This is a genomic window from Litoribacter ruber (assembly GCF_018500185.1).
Lineage (GTDB): Bacteria > Bacteroidota > Bacteroidia > Cytophagales > Cyclobacteriaceae > Litoribacter > Litoribacter ruber.
This window is the reverse complement of record NZ_JAHBGI010000001.1, coordinates 312,214-329,566: the sequence shown is the minus strand read 5'-3', so window position 1 is coordinate 329,566 and position 17,353 is coordinate 312,214. Positions and strand designations below refer to the sequence as shown.

General features: G+C 40.3%; 12 protein-coding genes. 4 read left to right on the top strand and 8 right to left on the bottom strand.

All coding sequences use genetic code 11. The annotated features are described in order from the left end of the window. Window positions 1-118: 118 nt before the first annotated feature. Entirely contained in the window at window positions 119-958 is an 840-nt protein-coding gene (locus KIH41_RS01495; RefSeq protein ID WP_214161263.1) for a polysaccharide lyase, read from the top strand. Window positions 959-1,229: 271 nt separating this feature from the next. Further along, a complete protein-coding gene (locus tag KIH41_RS01490) occupies window positions 1,230-2,135 on the top strand; it encodes a polysaccharide deacetylase family protein (RefSeq protein WP_214161262.1) in 906 nt (301 codons plus the stop codon). A 30-nt stretch (window positions 2,136-2,165) separates the two neighbouring features. Here the strand turns inward: KIH41_RS01490 and KIH41_RS01485 are convergent, their stop codons facing one another. Next, window positions 2,166-3,746, bottom strand: coding sequence for a GNAT family N-acetyltransferase (locus tag KIH41_RS01485; protein ID WP_214161261.1), 1,581 nt, complete (start codon window positions 3,744-3,746; stop codon window positions 2,166-2,168). A gap of 158 nt (window positions 3,747-3,904) precedes the next feature. Here KIH41_RS01485 and KIH41_RS01480 point away from each other — a divergent pair, with 158 nt between their 5' ends. Both KIH41_RS01480 and KIH41_RS01475 read left to right on the top strand, forming a co-directional pair. Next, a complete protein-coding gene (locus KIH41_RS01480; protein WP_214161260.1) occupies window positions 3,905-4,951 on the top strand; it encodes a 50S ribosomal protein L11 methyltransferase in 1,047 nt (348 codons plus the stop codon). Window positions 4,952-4,988: 37 nt separating this feature from the next. After that, the gene (locus tag KIH41_RS01475; RefSeq protein ID WP_214161259.1) at window positions 4,989-6,041 is read left to right on the top strand and encodes a formyltransferase family protein; all 1,053 of its coding nucleotides are present in this window, start codon (window positions 4,989-4,991) and stop codon (window positions 6,039-6,041) included. A 7-nt stretch (window positions 6,042-6,048) separates the two neighbouring features. Here KIH41_RS01475 and KIH41_RS01470 read toward each other — a convergent pair whose 3' ends face one another. The 7 genes from KIH41_RS01470 to KIH41_RS01440 form a co-directional block, all read right to left on the bottom strand. Then, a complete protein-coding gene (locus KIH41_RS01470) occupies window positions 6,049-7,686 on the bottom strand; it encodes a GNAT family N-acetyltransferase (protein ID WP_214161258.1) in 1,638 nt (545 codons plus the stop codon). Window positions 7,687-7,717: 31 nt separating this feature from the next. Then, window positions 7,718-9,355 carry a GNAT family N-acetyltransferase gene (locus tag KIH41_RS01465; protein ID WP_213945118.1) on the bottom strand — a complete coding sequence of 546 codons (1,638 nt, stop codon included), beginning with the start codon at window positions 9,353-9,355 and terminating at the stop codon, window positions 7,718-7,720. Between the two features lie 23 nt (window positions 9,356-9,378). Further along, the gene (locus KIH41_RS01460; RefSeq protein ID WP_214161257.1) at window positions 9,379-11,052 is read right to left on the bottom strand and encodes a GNAT family N-acetyltransferase; all 1,674 of its coding nucleotides are present in this window, start codon (window positions 11,050-11,052) and stop codon (window positions 9,379-9,381) included. A 72-nt stretch (window positions 11,053-11,124) separates the two neighbouring features. Further along, window positions 11,125-12,750: a GNAT family N-acetyltransferase gene (locus KIH41_RS01455; RefSeq protein ID WP_214161256.1), complete on the bottom strand. Its 1,626-nt coding sequence runs from the start codon at window positions 12,748-12,750 to the stop codon at window positions 11,125-11,127. Between the two features lie 167 nt (window positions 12,751-12,917). Further along, the gene (locus KIH41_RS01450) at window positions 12,918-14,012 is read right to left on the bottom strand and encodes a DegT/DnrJ/EryC1/StrS family aminotransferase (RefSeq protein WP_214161255.1); all 1,095 of its coding nucleotides are present in this window, start codon (window positions 14,010-14,012) and stop codon (window positions 12,918-12,920) included. A 72-nt stretch (window positions 14,013-14,084) separates the two neighbouring features. Further along, on the bottom strand, window positions 14,085-15,737 hold the full coding sequence (locus tag KIH41_RS01445) for a GNAT family N-acetyltransferase (protein WP_214161254.1): 1,653 nt from the start codon (window positions 15,735-15,737) through the stop codon (window positions 14,085-14,087). A gap of 310 nt (window positions 15,738-16,047) precedes the next feature. Then, on the bottom strand, window positions 16,048-17,352 hold the full coding sequence (locus KIH41_RS01440) for a nucleotide sugar dehydrogenase (RefSeq protein ID WP_213945123.1): 1,305 nt from the start codon (window positions 17,350-17,352) through the stop codon (window positions 16,048-16,050). Between the last annotated feature and the right edge of the window lies 1 nt (window position 17,353).

The window sequence follows — 17,353 nt, the reverse complement described above, 5'->3', positions numbered from 1 at the left end:
AGGTGGCCAAATGGCCACCTTTTTTTGTTTATACCCAATTGATTCGCCGCTTGCACATAACTATATGGCGCTGGATTTGTAGTATATATAAAGAGATTACAAACCAATATTTTCAGTCATGCAGTTGTTATTGAAATCAGCAACCTTTTTTTGTCTTACCGCATTAGCCTTGATTGTCACAGGCTACGACCAAAGCGCAGTTAGTGCATTTTCCACTGCCATTAAGCAAACCCTAAACCCACCCAAAGTACTCATTGAAGAGGATTTCAACGGCAGAGACCCTTTTGGACAGGTTCATCAGCAATTTGGCATAGATCATGCCTTCACCGTGGTAGATGATCCGGCAGGCGGCCGGAACAAGGTTGGGAGATTTGAACTTAGAGAACAAGACCCCATCCAAAGTAATGGTAAGCGAAGCGAGGTACTTTTTCCACCGCAAGACCACCATGATAGATGGTACTCTTATTCAGTATACATTCCTTCCGAACATTTTAAATGGGACCACGATAACGATATCATTTCCCAATGGCATCAGGCAACCGGAGGAAGCCCGGCTACCACATTTAGAGTTCATCAGGACAATTTTATGTTTCGGACCGGAAATAAGAAAGCCACCAGAAAGGATTATTATTTAGGGAAAGTCGAGAAGGACAAGTGGCACCATTTCATTTTCCATATCATCCATGATCATGGCAAAGACGGTCTGGTCGAGGTGTGGCAAAACGGGGAAAAGGTTTTGGAGCATAAAGGGGGAAACATGTACGATACCGATCTGCCAAGATGGAAGGTGGGTATTTACAAAGCTTCATGGGCTAAACGCAAAACGAGCACCACTGAAAGGGTGATTTACTTTGACAATATTAAACTGGGAAGTGAGAAATCAAGCGTGGAAGACCTGCTCCTGGCTACTGGAAAACACAAGCAACTGCCGGCTGGAACAAAATTATTTAATTATTAAATTAAAAAATATTATATTTACAACTACATCCCTAAAGCCTAAGTCTAATTCTTAAAAGACCGGCTTGATTTTTACCTTATATGCAGAATGCACTTGGAATGAAGTTTTGATCCTAACATTTTGCTGTTACAAATGTTCAATAATCGAAAAACTGAAATAGATCAGTTTAATCAAGTTGGCAAAAATATTCTAACCTTTGCCAGACTTTAACCTTTAAGTAATTTGTTGCCTAGAATGAATATGAAGGGCAAAATTTTTTGTAGAGTTAATTATGAAGAAAAATTTAAGAAATGTAGTAGCATTTCCTTTGGCAAAACTCCTTATCAAGCTTGGGTTCGTAAAAAGAGCTCTTAAGAAAGCCAAGGAAGGTAATTTCATTTTGTCGGTATATTTTCACAATCCTTCAAAAGTGGAGTTTGAAAAAACAATTGTGTGGCTAAAAAGTGAGGGCATGACTTTCATCTCGCCAGAACAATTAGAAGAAATCATCGACAATAACCTTGAATTGCCAAAAGGAGCCGTATTGTTGACCGTAGACGATGGATGGCAATCCAACGAGGAAAACATTGTGGAAATAGCGAACCGATACCAGGTTCCTGTAACCATATTCTTTTCAACAGAAGCCATAGAAGAGGGCACCTATTGGTGGTCCTATTTTTTGAAAGCTGACAGAAAAGGATACCCATCGGTTCAACAGCTTAAAAAAGTCTCAAACAATGAGCGGATGGCAACCTTGGAGAAAATCAAGGGCTCAGTCACTTTGGAAAGGGAAGCCATGACGCTGGATCAGTTGAGAAATACTTCCCTTTCAAAATATGTCACTATTGGTGCTCATACCCACACCCACCCCATCCTCACAAATTGCGATGACGAAAAGGCTTTTGAGGAACTTCGGTTATCCAAAGAAAAGCTGGAAAACTGGATTGGAAGAGAGGTTAAATATTTTGCCTATCCAAACGGTAATTACGGTGTTCGGGAAGTTTACATGTTGGAAACACTAGGCTTTAAAATGGCCTTTGCGAATAACCCAGCTTATCTTAATAAGCAAAATATGTATAAGAAAATGGAAATCCCACGATTCGGGTTTTTAGAGGGTGCCACTTTTGAAGAAAATATGTGCAGAATAGCCGGAATTTGGCATTCCACTACGAATAAAATGAAAAAGAGGTCTAAATAGACCTCTTTTTTTATAATGGAAATTTTATGTTTAACTTAAATATTTTTCAACACTTTTTGGCATAATGACCTTAACCTTTTCAGGATTAGCATGGGCCCCAATTTGCAAGGTCTTCCTGACACCTTTAATAAAACTCGGGCAGCAGGAAGTGATTTCCACTGTTTTTTCATCTGCAATTTTGCACCATAGGCACCCCAATAATTTTCCGTTCTTGCTTTGGCTGTAGCAGACTTCCCCACTTTTAAACCGGCTAAATGCATCCAGCAAAAATTCCCGCTTGGTCAAGCTCTCATGCTTGGGCCTATACATTAACAGTTCCTTTAAGCTATTTTTACTGTAACTCTCCCCCAGCAATTTCTCCGCTTCACTGCAAGAAACATACTTTTCAATTTTCAAATAAGGCTTACCGGTTTGATAAAAATGAATCAGGTTGAAATAATCACGCTGCTTATGGTAAAGCTTAAATTTGGCGCGCAACTCCTCTCTTTCAAAATCCAGATGGGGCTTTTTTTCCAAAAAAGCCCAAATCCTTTCCTTTAACTTGTCCTTCAACCCTGTTTTTTTCTTTGAAATAATCGCTTGATCTACAGCGGGAATAAACAATTCGTACACCTCATCATAATGGTTGGCTATCCGTTTTTTGTAATCCAGCATGCCGGTGGAAAGGTCTAGCGTTTCATATCCCTCATTTTCCAAATGTTGGATCAAATGTATAAAAGACAAAAAACCTGGAGAATAGTAATCAAATAGCGGGGAGTGGCAATTAAGTCCCGAGCCATGGCACCAGCCATCCTTACCGATAGTACCCGTAATACCCGCCAATATTTCCCCGTCAAGCTTAAGTACTAACCCAAACATCATTTTCTTCCGAAACATCTCTTTATAAAGAATAGATCGGTAAGGATTTTTATGAAATGGAAACAATCCGTAAAAAGCCCCTTTTCTAAAATCAGATTGATGTACTAGGGTTTCCAAAGCTTGGTCAAATTTATCCTGGTCCTTAATAAATTCCACCTCGAAATCCCCACATTTTTTCAGCCGATTATTGTTGCTCTTAAAATCTTTTTTCCTTGCCAGTTTATCTATGGAGGGATTTTTCAAGTTTACTAGCGGCCGTACCGAGGTGGTAAACTTCACTCCATCAAAATTTTCAACCGCCCCCAGCCAACCCAGCGGTATCCCTACTGGCAACTGCTCCATGCGAATGCTGGAAAGGGGAAATTGTACACGAAGCTCCTCCACCGCTTTTTTGAAAAAACAGCTTCCAATTTCCTCGGAACAAATCCATGCATGATAATGGGCATCATTTACACCTGCGCCGGTAATTCTCCCATCAGAAGTTTCAAAAGAAAGGGGTAAAAGAGCTTTTAACTTATCATCTACAAAATAAACTACCAACAGGGGCTGATATTGCTGCTTATAAACTTCATGAAACATCTTAAAAAATTCCAGTCCCTGAAATACGGTAGCCCAGGGACAGGTTTCATAAAGATTGGACCATTGACTGGAATAATCTTTTTGTTCTAAAAAATCATATACCTCATTTCCCAAAAAAATCTGAACATCTGATATCCTTTCAGGTGACGGGCTTAAAGAGTCGTCAAGTTTCATAGCAGTAAATTACTTATTCAATAGATTATTTTTCAAAAATTTTAAAACAAATAATTATTAATTCATTAAATCAAAAATTTTAATATTTAACCACATCAAAATCACAGGATTTTTCATTAACTTAGAAAGCATAAGCAAAAACGAAACCATTCTTAACTATGGAACATTTTTTCAAAACTATTCTGCGGCAATCCTACAGAAATTGGAAGAAATTCAAAAAGGAAAGCCCACTTATTCAATCCCTTATCTATTCTTTTGACAACAAATCATCGTTTGAAAAGATCGACCAACATGAGCGCATGTTGGCCGACACTACTCGGATGGACATCTATTTTCGTGCTATTAGCAAATACGTGAGAGAAGGTGACACAGTGGTGGATCTTGGTACAGGCACTGGGATCTTAGCCTTTTTCGCATCTCAGTGTAATCCAAAAAAAGTATATGCCATTGACCACGGCAACGTAATCAATTATGCAAAAAAAGTAGCTGAAGCTAACAATCTTCAAAACATCGAATTCATCCAACAGCATAGCGGACAATTTCTACCTCCTGAGAAAGTGGATGTGATTCTTCATGAGCAGATAGGTGATTTCCTTATCAATGAAGACATGATTAGAAACCTATTAGACCTCAAAAAAAGACTGCTTAAACCAGGAGGAATCATGCTGCCTAGCATGTTTGAAATGTATTTTGAACCAATAACCATGGTTCAAGCAAGAAACACCCCTTTTCTCTGGGAGCATAACTTTAACGGTATCGACTTTTCACCTACCAAAGCTTTACTCAACAGTGAGGACAGTCCCTTGTCAAAGCCCGAGATCTACACCTATATTCAACCTGGAGATGCTGAATCCTTTTTGGCTATTCCCACACCGGTGGCCAAATTTGACATCATGCAGCTTGAGGATGATTCATTCTTAAAAAAACTGATATTTGATCAAAGAATTGTTAAAAACGGTAAATTAGATGGGTTTGCCCTTTACTTTAGAATAATTTTTGATGAAGAACTCCTAATTGATAATTCGCCCTTCGAAAAACCTACTCACTGGTTGCCTTCCATTTTTAGAGTTGAACCTGTGGAATTGAAAGAAGGAGATGTATTGCAGGTAAACCTCAATATCCCAGACCCCACCATTGAAGAGTCCTGGAATTTTAATTTTGAAAGAGTGCGAATTGAAGAAAATAGTTTGTTAACAGAAATTTAAGCTTTTATCGGTTTTGATTTTTTTAAATTAAATTTTTATGAAAGATAGAATTAAGCTCCTGTATTTGGGGCCGGATTACCCGCATGTTTTAGATTCAAGTGAAAAGGTGGAAATAAGTGCTGTCGCTTTGCTTTCAGAGCTTTACGAGATGCCAACACGGAATGTAGCTGAAAAGAACTTCCGCGAAGCCTATAGGGCCATCTCTAGTGGCAATATTGACGCTGCAAAAAGACATTTTGCCAAATACAAGCAGTTAGGATTTCTGGCCAATGAACTTGTGAAAAGTTTTGAAACGTACCTCGAGACATTAATTGACCGGAAAATTAAAATTTTGGATACAAACTCCCCAGATATTGCCTCCCGAGTAAACCATTTGGGAATTAAGCTATTTTTAGTAAATGGGTGGTCAATGTTGCCGGAGAGTTTTCTATCCCTACCTGAGTTAGGAACAATCAATGTTCATCCCTCAAAACTTCCAAAATATAGAGGATCCCTTCCCCTATTATGGGTTTTAAAAAATGAAGACACCATTAACGCCGTTTCTTATATTCTTCTTAATGCGGCAATGGATGGGGGCAATATCATTCGGCAGGTGGACTATCCTGTGGATAAAGATGATGATCCGGTTTCATTGGAAAAGAAAACCATGAAGGTGATCAATGACTCTTTAATGAGCACGGTAGATCAATATGTGGAAGGTAAGCTTGAGCCAGTCGTTCAAGATCACACAAAGGCCTCTAAAACGGCTCGCTATAATAAGTATAAAAAGATAGATTTTGTAGAGGAAACAGCCCGGGACATTTTTCACAAGGTAGTTAACTATGCATACTATGAACCTGACGCACCAAGTTATTTTAAACTAGATAACCAAAAAATAAAAGTCACGGGTTGTTTAGGACAAGTGGATGCAGATATAGAGCCTGGGGTGATTCAGATGAATTTCCCTAATATCTATATAGGAACTAAAAGAGGTACGCTGAAATTTAGTTTGTTGAAAAATTTCGGCCTTCGGGACACCGCCAAAATGCTATCCTTGCTATTGGCCAAGGACCCCTTTTCCTTTCAGAAGGAAATTACCATCACCAGTTAATGGAATACTAATCGATATTTTGGAAAAGCGAAGAGTCAACTCTTCGCTTTTTTATTAGAGCTACAAAATACTTTTCCCGATCCGAATTTAATTCAATTGCGGAATTAAGCAGCATTTGAAAATTACGTTCATCATTTTCAGCAATAGCAAAATAGAATTTCTCCAGTAATAAGGATTTTTTCGGCAGACCTGGAAAATAGGAATCCACCGCTTTCTTCTGCTCATCAAACCGCAACCAAACACATGCTTGGAGCCTTCCATTTTCCACAATGGTCAGGCAATTTTGTCCGACTTCCAACCTTCTCATCGCCTCATCCAAAAATTCCCAACGCGTCACTAAAGATTTACCGCTTTGATAAAGCAGCAAGTCTCTAAGGCTATTTAGATTAACCTTTTTCGAATTAGCCAACTTGGATTTGTCACCGATAAATTCATAAAGGCTCAGTGCCTCTTCTTTCTTAAATGGGTTGAATATGGTTTTATTTTTCAAGGCAAGCTTGGCTTTTTGCTTCCAGATTGACCTCTTTTTCCTGAAATCTCTGAGTCCATAATTATCTATCCCCATTTTCATGAGCTTACCCTTGAAATACTGGTGAAGGGATTCCTTGGTATCCGCTGCCTTTTTGCCTTTGACTGAAGGAAAAACTCGGAGCTCATAGGCCACATTATTTCCAGTCGCCAAAGACTGCTTATATCCATCAGCCCCAGGCGTGAGGTCAAAGGAATGAAAGCCCTCCTCGCTTAGCTTTTGGCCAAGCATTAAAAAATGTAGGATGCCAGGCGAATGCTTGGCCAAAGTTGGTGAATGCGTATTGATTCCCTGAAGATGGACCCAACCCCTACCCATTACCCCCACATTGGAGGCGATGATTTCTTCATCAACCTTTAGTACGGTAGTATGCAATAGATCATGTTTGAAAAGACTCAGTAGAAACTTTTTCCTCAGCGGGTCTTCCTGAAAAAAAACAGCATCAAACATTGCTCCCTTTCTAAAGTCGCTCTGAATTGCTAGCTCATCGAAAATTTTCTCAAACTCCTCATACGAATCCACACGCTCAAATGAAAGTTCGCCAAGCCTTTTCAATCGCCGGATTTTTTCCTTCTTGTTTTTCTTTTTCAATTCCTCATCAGCATACTCCCCATCCACGGCTTGTACGGGCTGATCCACGGTCTTTAGGAATGATGTAGAGGCAAAGGCACCTTCAGCAAATAGCTCCACAGGAGTATGGGGTGGTAGATACTTTAAATGCAGTTCTTTAGTGGGAAACTTCTTCTGCAGGCCTAGTAGGGCTGTGGATATAAAACTGGACTCGGAATTTCGGGCCAGCCAAACTTGATACTCGGAAATGGATTCTCCTGCGCCTATGAGTTTTTTGCCATCTATGGCCAAAGCAAGAATGCCAGCCAAACCCTTGTCATCATATTTATACACCAATACTGGTGCATATTGATGATGGTAAACCTTATACCATTCGGTCGCAAACCCTGGACGCTGAAATGCTGTTGCCCATTTACAGTTCTCATATAAGGCTTCCCAATCGCTTAAAAATTCTTGCTCCTCAATTTTATCAAGGACTTGAGCTCCTTTTAAAATCTGAAAAGTTTGGGGTTTCTGTATAGTCTTTTTGGTAATCAATTCTTCCATAAAATCTTAAATAAAAAAATCTTCGGTGCGGTTAAGCTAAAGTTTCAAAACCATCGGCAGTAGACAGGTAAATACTGCGTCCTGGATTTTCTTCCTGCAATCGATTGACACACCCTTTCAGAAAAGATGCATATTGATCCTTTATATTCGGATGAAGGTACTCATCTATCAAGGTTAGTCCATCAGGGAAGCCTTTAGCATACTTATCCTTGGAGTCTATTATCCAAACCGATGCCAAAAGCACGCCGTTTTCGCTCCACGTAAACAAGCCCTGTCCTTCTTCTAAATTGGACATGGCTGCCTCCAAATATTCCCATCTGGAGATATTTGTTCCTACTTCCTCAAATTGAAGCAAATCTTGAATTTCGTTTTTACATATCCCTTTAATAGGTTTAGCCATTTCAACCTGATGAGGTTTAATAGCTGGAGAAGCTTTCTTTCGAAAAAATCCCAGTTTCTCTTTCTTAAGTAAATCAAGTCGATGTGAAAACAGATAGGCCTTCTTCTCAAAATTCATTTCCACACTCATAGGCCTAAGCCCCTTGCTTTCCCAGTAGGCATGGAGTTTCTTTTTTACCTGTCTTTTGAACTTAAAGACAAGGCTATCGGTCAAAACCAAACTATATACCACATCATGACTTGTGGCCATTTTCTCCTTATACTTATCGCCCCCGGGTGTGAGGTCAAAAACCTCAAAGCCTTCTTCAAACAAATGATTTCCCAAATGCAGAAAGTGAAGAATCCCAGGAGAATGTTTGGCATAAAACGGCGAGTGGGTATTGAATCCCTGAAGGTGTAGCCAATCTTTGCCATACACCGCCCCCATTGAGCCAATGATGTGGTCATCAAGTTTGAGCAACGTAACATGTAGTACCCCTTCTCGAAACATCTCCAACATGAACTTTTTCCGGGCGGGAAAGTCCCTAAATTGATTTTTATTGAACATCACACCTTGCCGGAAATCATACTGGACAGCCAAATCATCTAAGACCTCCTCAAAACGCTCATAAGACGCTACTTTCTCAAAACTAACGACACCTTCTCTTTTGAGCCGATTCAATTTTGTTTTGTATTGTTTATTGATCTTAAAAGCTTTTTTGGAGTCTGGATTTTCAAACTTTAACAATGGTCGTTTATGGGGCTGCAATACAGACTTTTTGCTCCATTCGGACTGGTCTAACCACTCAATTGGGGCACCTGCGGGAATAAACCTAAAAATGATATTTGATTTGGGAAATACCGCTTTTATCTCTTCGATAGCACTTAGGGCAAATTTGTTTCCAAAATCCTTCTCGGATACCCAGGTTTGGTATTCCGCATCATACCCTCCTGCACCGGTGATTTTGACAGTTTTATTTCGTAGCAATTGCTCATCCTTCTTGGAAGTTAGAATCGCCATAGTCATGATGCCTTTCAGTTTTTCCTTTTCAAGATGTAAGGCAACAATAGGAAATGCATCATTTTGATAAGCATTATACCAAGAATTGACAAACTGGGGACTTTGGAAAGCAGTTGCCCAAGGGCACGCCTCTATCAGGGCAGTCCATTCGCTCACAAAATCAGGCTCGAATAATTTATCCAAGGCAGCCTGACCTGTCAATAAAACAACTTTCCCTTTATTCTCCACTTTATCAACTGTAAAAGTATATTCACTCACCAGATCTTGCATAACGCACACTTTTTTCCCCGCGCTTAGTTTGCCGTCAGGCAATCCAAGTCATTAATTAAAAACTTATATTTTTTGCTGAAAAGGGCTTTTATAGAGCCTTCCTTGTGCAATTGATCTACAACTGCTTTGAAGAAATCCCCAAACTGCTCTCTGTAATTGGGCTTGCAATAGAAATGATACATCAAATTATCCTCTGCAGAATAAATCGGTGATAATTCCTCATTCTTTGCTATTGCCTTCCCCGAGGCTACCCAGATGCAAGCCAACAGCTCTGAACCGTCGGACACTGAATAGACATCTTCTCCTCTTTCCATTGATTTCATAAAATGAATCAATGCTTCCCACCTCGTTGCATGGTTGCCATCCGACGAATAGAGCAATAAATCTTCCAAATTATTTTTGGAAACTTTAGCAGCTGTCGAATTGGTGGCTCCAGCCTTTCTTACCGTTAATGTATTTTTTTGACTCACCTTGGGCTCATCCAGCAATCTGGCTAAATTTCCCTTAGTCAAATTTTTTGCTCGCTGTTTCCAAATATGTAGCTCCTTTCGAATATCATTCTCCACCGAAACTGGCCTTTTGCCCTGCTTGAGCACATATTCATCAAATTCCACCCGAGCCTTCCGTGTCAGGATCGTCTTCCTATTGTTTGATATGATCAGCCCATATGTGACATCTCGATCGGTAGCCAACCTTTCCTTGTATTCATCCCCTCCTGGGGTGAGGTCAAATACCATGTTTTCGTCTTTGGAGAGTAATTCACTCAAAAGGACGAAATGCACAAAACCTGGAGAATGAACAGCATGCTCTGGGCTATGAGTGTTGATGCCCCCAAGGTGGATCCAGTTTTGGCCCGTTACGGCAATGATAGAAGCGATTATCTCCCCATCAAGGGTGAGGATGGTCGAATGAAGCAAGCCGGCATCAAAAAGCCTGGTCATCAACTCGGTCTTTTTGGGGTTGTCCTGAAAATGTTTCTTATTAAACATGGCTCCTTGCCTAAAATCAAACTGCAAAGCCAAACCTGGTAACATATCCAAAAACTCCTGCCTACCGGTAACTTCTTTGAATTCAAGCTTCCCGCTTCTCTTCAACCTATTCAGCTTGGTTTTATAGCTTCTCTTTTTGAAAAACTTGGGCAATTCAGGATCGTTCATGCGCATAAGTGGCCTGCCCCATTCCTGGAGCGCACATTTGGACAACCATTCAGATTCTTTTACCCAATCTACCGGGATTTTCGCAGGTAGATACTTAAGATGGATTTCCGCTGTTGGAAAAGTTTTTAGCAACAGCTTGAGGGCATCCTTTATAAAACTTACTTCAAGCCCCTTTTCAGCCAACCAGCCTTGGTATTCGGCATAATGAAAACCAACGCCTTTTACCTTAAATGTTTTCTGGCTCATAATGGCTTCAGCCTCCACATTCAAGGGAAGTAATGCCTTCAATCTACCTTTTTCAATTTGAGCAATCAATAAAGGAGTAAATTCCTTTTCAAATACTTCATAAAAACATTTTGCAAAAGATGGACTTAAGAAAGCGTTTGACCATTCACAAGAATAGTAAAGCGACTCCCAATCTTCAATAAATTTTTCATCCTCCAGAAGCGATAACACTTCCTCGGCTATAAATAACGAGATGCCATCTTTAAATGAAACCTTCCTCGCCACATCCTCTTTACTAACTATAGTTTCCTCCATTCCATGATATTTTGAATGACAGCAAAAATTTAGATCTTACTACTTTAAAAATAGGCCATTTCGGCCTTAAGCTTAGTGCTGATAGCTTTTGACTAAACTATACAGGTTTTTGTCATCGGGGCCCAACTTGACCTCCACATTTTCAATCCCCTCTTCTTTTAGCCTTTTCAGAACAGATTCAAAAAATTCTTTCTCGCTTCCTTCAGCTTCCTCATCAAAATAAAAATCGTAAACTAAAACACATTCCTCTTCGGTCCGCTCGTTTTTCTCTTTTTTAAACCAAACAGACGCCAAAAGCACTTCATTCTTAGCCCAAGTAAAGCACTCCTCATTAGCCTCCATCTTTCTCATTCCGTCACTGTAAAACTCCCAGCGGGTAGCTTTTGTGCCGTCAAATTGGTAATCCAAAAGGTCTTTCAGATTGTTTCTCTTCAACACCACAGGAGCCGTTTCCGGCACTTGCCCGTTAAGGCTCAAGTTGTATGATTCAAATACAGGCTTTTTGATTTTTGATTTAATCAATTGGGTTAGGTATTTTTTCATACCTTTTTCCTTCATGATGTATTTCTCCTTGTCTATATGAAGCTTGATGGTATATGGGTTATGCCCCTTGCTCAGGATCCAGTCGTAAAGCTTAATCTTAAATTGCTTATCTGCTCTAAATACTGGGTCAGGCGTCACGGTCAATTTATAAACAGTTTCAACCTTGCTGGCCAATCTCATCTTATACGGATCATCTCCTGGAGTCAAGTCAAAAAACTTATGGTTCTTCTCCTTTGACAAATGGTCAAACAGCAACAAAAACTGGATATACCCAGGAGAATAATAAGAGTAGGATGGCAAGTGGAAGTTTATTCCTCCTAAAATGGCCCTCTCCTTTCCATGCACAGAGGCAATTCCGGCAATGATGTCGTCTTTTGTCCGGAAAATCGTAACCCTGATCACACCACGTTTGAATAAATCCAGCAAGAATTTCCTGTTGGTAGGGGATTCACTAAATGGAAACTGGTTGAACATTGCCGCTTGTCGGAAATCGTACTTAGCTCCTAAGTCGTCGATTATCGACTCAAAAACAGTTAAATCTTTAACCTCCTCAAACTGACCAATCCTGTTCATCCGGTTGATTCGCTTCCGGTCTCTTTTGGATATTTGATAATTATCCAAATCCACCAATGCCCTATTGAAAGGCTGGAAAACACATAGTTTTCCTATTTCAGGATCGGCTTCTACCCAATCAGTTGGAACGTCAGGGTTGAGATGTCTCAGGGATATATGTTGGCCTGGAAACTTTTTCAACAGCTTCCGAAAGCTCGTCCCAACAAAATATGTACTATCTTCCCTACTTGTTAGCCACGCATGGTAATCTGCTTCACCATGTCCTGCTCCTACCAAATAGCAATTCTTTTTTCTTTTTTTCCTTCCCGGAGGGTTAATAGCCAAGTTAAGCAAACCGGTAAGTTTACCGTTATGCTCCATTTTGACAATCACGGGGGTATATTTTTGATGAGTCAGGGTATAATTACTAGTCACAAATTGACGGGACTGAAATACGGTGGCCCAAGTACAGCTTTCATATAAGCTATCCCACTGCTCACAAAACTGTTTGTTTTCCAGCAGATTCAAAGCCTCATTCCCAACTACAATATCAATGGTCCTCTCACTTGATGTAGTTTCAGTAGACACTTCCATTACTTCCATATCAAAAATATAATTCAGTTTACAAAATTTTATCTAGCGCTGATACCGCTTATTTATATATCGCAATTTCCATACTAAACCTGCCAATACTAGTTAGAAATCTGAAAATTATCCCCGAAAAAGGTAATTTACACCATCTAACGCTTTCAAGGTGACCTATTTAGATATTACAATTGAACTACTGGAAGGCATTCTTTTACTGCGTTGATTATTTTATCCAGCTCCTTTACAGACAAATCTTGGTGAACCGGCAAGGCCATTACCCCTTCTCTCAATTCTATACTGAATGGAAATTCAGCTTTAGGCAAGGTAGGATGTGGATTGAGCCAAAATAGCTGTCCGATTACCCCTTTCTTCTTCAATCGCGCCAAAAACTCTTTTGCATCATTCAGTTTGACAGGAAATGCAAACGGACTAGCCCCATCCGGCAATTCATTGAACGGCGGTGGCACCAACTCCCCTAACTTACTTAGCATATAACGGTAGTTTTCGCGTCTTTTTGCGGCAGTGTTTTCATCCAACAATAAAGGCAACAACTTCATGGTCATCGCAGAGGCTCTGGTGGTAGGATCTCCCAACTGAAGTTCCTTTTCGTTGGATTCATTCTTTACCTTTTTATAGACACTCATAGCGTCGTTGAACCTCAGATGCAGTCCAGCCACTTCACCCCTTTGCTCAGAGACGAAGTTGATATGGCGCTTTACCATTGGCCATACTCCAGAGGGAGCCTTGGCATAATTATCCTTCAAAGGCTTTTTGGACACCAAGGCCCCGCCATCAGGCAAGCCATAAGTTTTGTAGAGACAATAAATGGAGAAATCACCATGTGAACCTACTGGAATGCCATCCCTTTCAGCTAGAAAAGCCTGAGCGGCATCCTCAATCAGCATGATATTTCGCTCATCACACCATTTCCTCCAAAAGGCGGCATTTTGAGGAAAGCCCAAATAATGCGTAATATACAAAGCTCTCACATTCGTGGTCATCAATTGATCCAACTCCTCAGGGTTGGGCTCTAGCTTATCCGTGAGTTCGTAATATTTCAATTGGATATCCAGGTCACAAAGGGCTTGAATTTCGGACCCGTGGTGATATGCCGGTACCAAAATAGCATCCTCTTTACCCCAGCCCAAAGCCTTGCAGGCATTATACATAGCATGACGCGCTCTAGAGTAAATCTGCAAATTTTCCTCATCTAAAGGAAAGGGCTTATAATCGGAAGGCTTCTTAAAGTGTACATTTAATGGAAGTACAGGCCACATTCCGAATCTACATGTTTTCATATAATCTTGGGAAAGTATTAAATATTAAAAATAGCTGTCAATCTTCTCGGCTTAGGCCGCTCCATTGCTTTCAAATCCTGCTTTCTGCAAAATCTTAAAAAGCTTACTGTCATAACCAGGCACCACTGCCTTAATCTTTTCGCCCTTTTTCTGAATATTGCCGGCTACTTGATTGATAAATAAATTAAATTCATTATCAACGGATGGATGAATGTAAAAATCCTTGATCACGGGTACACCCAGATCCTCCTCTTCACTCACCCAAACACAAGCCTTCAAATCACCATCTTTCACCCAAGTGTAAGAGGTTTCGCCTGTCTCAAATTTCCGCATAGTCTCCTGCAGATATTCCCATTTGCTCAACGTAGTGCCCCCACCGTTGAATTCTAGATTATCCTTCAGGCTATTTTTTCGGATAGGCAATTGGTCTGAAGAGGTATTGACTTCCATTGCCAAAGTAACGGGTTTGTCCTTTTTACCGGCCAAACGCTTTTTGATGGCAGTGAAAACAACATCCTTTTCCTTCCATAACTTCATCCTACTTTTGAGTAAATAGAATTTTCGCTTAATGTTAAGTTCCACAGACATCGGGCGGATGTTGGCTTTTACAAGCATGCCCATCACGGCCTTTCTAATGCTGCGCTTTATCTTGAATGTCTGATTTTGGGTGAATAGCAACGTGTACACATAATCATGGTAATTGGCCATTCTTTCCTTATAAAGATCCCCTCCTGCAGTAAGGTCAAACACTTCAAATCCTTCCTCAGAAAGCATTTGCTGAAGCATAATAAAATGTACAAAGCCTGGGGAGTTTTTCCCATGGAAAGGGGTATGTGTATTGATAGCTCCTAGGTGCGCCCACTCTTTATGGGTTACCGCTACGATGGAGGCTAGAATTTCTTCCCCATCCCGCATCACGGTCACATGGAGCATGTTTTTCTTAAAAAGCTCCACAAGCAGCTCCTTCATCTCGGGAGCATCCCTAAACGGAAACTTGTTGAACATGGCTCCTTGTCTAAAGTCATACTGGTCAGTCAAGTCTGGCAGCACCCTCTTAAACTCCTCCAAATCGGTGATTTTGCTAAACTCAAAACCTTCCAGTCTTTTTAGCCTGTTTCTCTTGTTCTTAAATTCTTTTTTGGTAAAGAGCTTGGGGAATTCAGGCTCCGTCATTTTGATCAGCACCCTTCTAAAGGACTGTACGATGCAGTGCTTTTTCCAAAAAGGGTCAAGTTCCACCCAGTCCAGACAGTCGCCATTTGGCACAAATCTTAAAAAGATATCGCTTTTAGGGTAAAGCTCAATTACGCTTTTTAAGGCCGATTTGATAAATATTTCACTGTTGTGAGGTTCAGACAACCACACTTGGTATTCAGCCCTGTAATGGCCAGCACCTAAAATTTTTACTCTGTCGAATTTTTTAACTTGTCCAGAACTCGGTTTTACTGCCGCCAGTGAAAGTACACCTATCAGCTCATCGCCTTGTGTGGAATAAACCAAAATTGGGAGATAACTGCTTTTGTAGTGCCTGTACCAAGTGCTGATGAAATCTCTGTTTTGAAAAGCGGTCTTCCAAGGACATTTTTCAAAAAGTTGATCATACTGATTTTGATTTTCTTTGTTATCCAAAAAATCAAAAACCTCCTCACCGACCAACGTCTTCATTTCCACAGGGCTATTAGCTTTGTTTGTAAATTCGCTCAAATTTGTAACGGGACTAATCATATTAACGGTTTCTATAGGTACAAAATCAAATACACTGATATAGATTAAAAACTTTGGGTTAGCAGGGTTTAGTGAAAAAATACTAACCTATTACTTCCTATCAGGTATATTCAAACTTGGATAAGGTTTGTAAAAAAGACTTAAAACCAGGCCCAGGTTATACTGAGCCCGGTTTTATCAATTTTCTTTTGACTTATAAAAACTATTCAAATTCTATTCCCAATCGTTATGATTTGGTCAATTTAATGATAAAAAATAAATATTTGAATAAAAACTTTACTTTTACTAATTACCAGCAAAGCCCAGCGTACTGCGGCAACTCTTTCAGCTCATCCACTCTCACCAAGTCGATCACTTCCTTCTCCTTTAACAAATCAAAGTACTTGCAGCCTTCAAAGTTTCTGTGGTTCACTATGATCACGTCATTATTTTTGATAGCTTCCTCAAGATCAGTAGACAACAACTCGGACAAGTGCGGCAACCTCTCGTTGATATAGGCCTCATTGGCACCGATCAGTTTGGACATATGCACATTCTCATCGTAAATGGTGATGTTATAGCCTTTACCGATAAGCATTTCTGCCAAATCCACAGAGGGGGAGTAACGCAAATCATCAGTTCCTTCCTTAAAGCTTAGCCCTACAAAACAGATGTTTTTCTTACCGGACTTGGTTACCAGCTCAAAGGCTGATTTTTTCTGGTTTTCATTCGAAGCCTCAATGCCAGATAGCACAGGCGTATATAGATAGTTATCATGTCCTAAAGTAACTAGACCTTTCAAATCCTTTGGCAAACAGCTTCCGCCATAGGCAAAACCAGGCTTGAAGTATGCAGGGGAAATATTCAAATGTGTATCACTGCAGAAAAGCTCCATCACTTTATGGGAGTCAATGTCCATAGACTTACAGATGTTACCCACTTCGTTAGCGAAAACAATTTTAAGCGCATGGTAGCTGTTGTTTACATATTTGATGATTTCAGCTATCTTAATGTCTGTTTTCTTAATTGGAGCGTCCAACTCTTGGTAAAGAGAAGCGACCATTTCCAATGCCTGTTCATGATCGCCACCCACTACGGTCACCGATGGGTTGTAGTAATCCTTCACAGCAGTACCCTCTCTCAAAAACTCAGGGTTGGATACCACAGAAAAATGCTTTCCTCTTTCCTTACCGGAAAATTCCTCTACGATTTTTCCGAATTTCTCATTGGTACCTGGTAGCACCGTACTTCTGATCGTGATCACATGGAATCTATCTTTATCTTTCAAAGCCTCACCGATCTGCTCGGCAGTTTTGAAAATGTATGACAGGTTCAAGTGTCCCTGTGGCGAAGATGGCGTACCCACGCATATGATACTTAAGTCAGTTTCCATCACCGCTGCTTTTGCATCCAAGGTCGCTTTAATTCTTCCTTGCTCATGACCATCCTTGATGATGGTGTCAATATCCTTTTCTAAAATGGTAGGTTGCCCTTTGTTGATCAGGTCTACTTTAAAAGAATTTACATCGACACCGGTAAGGTGGTGGCCATTTTTAGCAAGGCAACCCAAACTCACACAGCCGACATATCCTAATCCAAAAACTGAAATCTTCATA

What these genes read in the sequence shown, in the direction of transcription:
- KIH41_RS01495 (WP_214161263.1), top strand. Translation starts at nt 119, where the DNA reads ATGCAGTTGTTATTGAAATCAGCAACCTTTTTTTGTCTTACCGCATTA.
- KIH41_RS01490 (WP_214161262.1), top strand. Translation starts at nt 1,230, where the DNA reads ATGAAGAAAAATTTAAGAAATGTAGTAGCATTTCCTTTGGCAAAACTC.
- KIH41_RS01485 (WP_214161261.1), bottom strand. Translation starts at nt 3,746, where the DNA reads ATGAAACTTGACGACTCTTTAAGCCCGTCACCTGAAAGGATATCAGAT.
- KIH41_RS01480 (WP_214161260.1), top strand. Translation starts at nt 3,905, where the DNA reads ATGGAACATTTTTTCAAAACTATTCTGCGGCAATCCTACAGAAATTGG.
- KIH41_RS01475 (WP_214161259.1), top strand. Translation starts at nt 4,989, where the DNA reads ATGAAAGATAGAATTAAGCTCCTGTATTTGGGGCCGGATTACCCGCAT.
- KIH41_RS01470 (WP_214161258.1), bottom strand. Translation starts at nt 7,686, where the DNA reads ATGGAAGAATTGATTACCAAAAAGACTATACAGAAACCCCAAACTTTT.
- KIH41_RS01465 (WP_213945118.1), bottom strand. Translation starts at nt 9,355, where the DNA reads ATGCAAGATCTGGTGAGTGAATATACTTTTACAGTTGATAAAGTGGAG.
- KIH41_RS01460 (WP_214161257.1), bottom strand. Translation starts at nt 11,052, where the DNA reads ATGGAGGAAACTATAGTTAGTAAAGAGGATGTGGCGAGGAAGGTTTCA.
- KIH41_RS01455 (WP_214161256.1), bottom strand. Translation starts at nt 12,750, where the DNA reads ATGGAAGTAATGGAAGTGTCTACTGAAACTACATCAAGTGAGAGGACC.
- KIH41_RS01450 (WP_214161255.1), bottom strand. Translation starts at nt 14,012, where the DNA reads ATGTGGCCTGTACTTCCATTAAATGTACACTTTAAGAAGCCTTCCGAT.
- KIH41_RS01440 (WP_213945123.1), bottom strand. Translation starts at nt 17,352, where the DNA reads ATGAAGATTTCAGTTTTTGGATTAGGATATGTCGGCTGTGTGAGTTTG.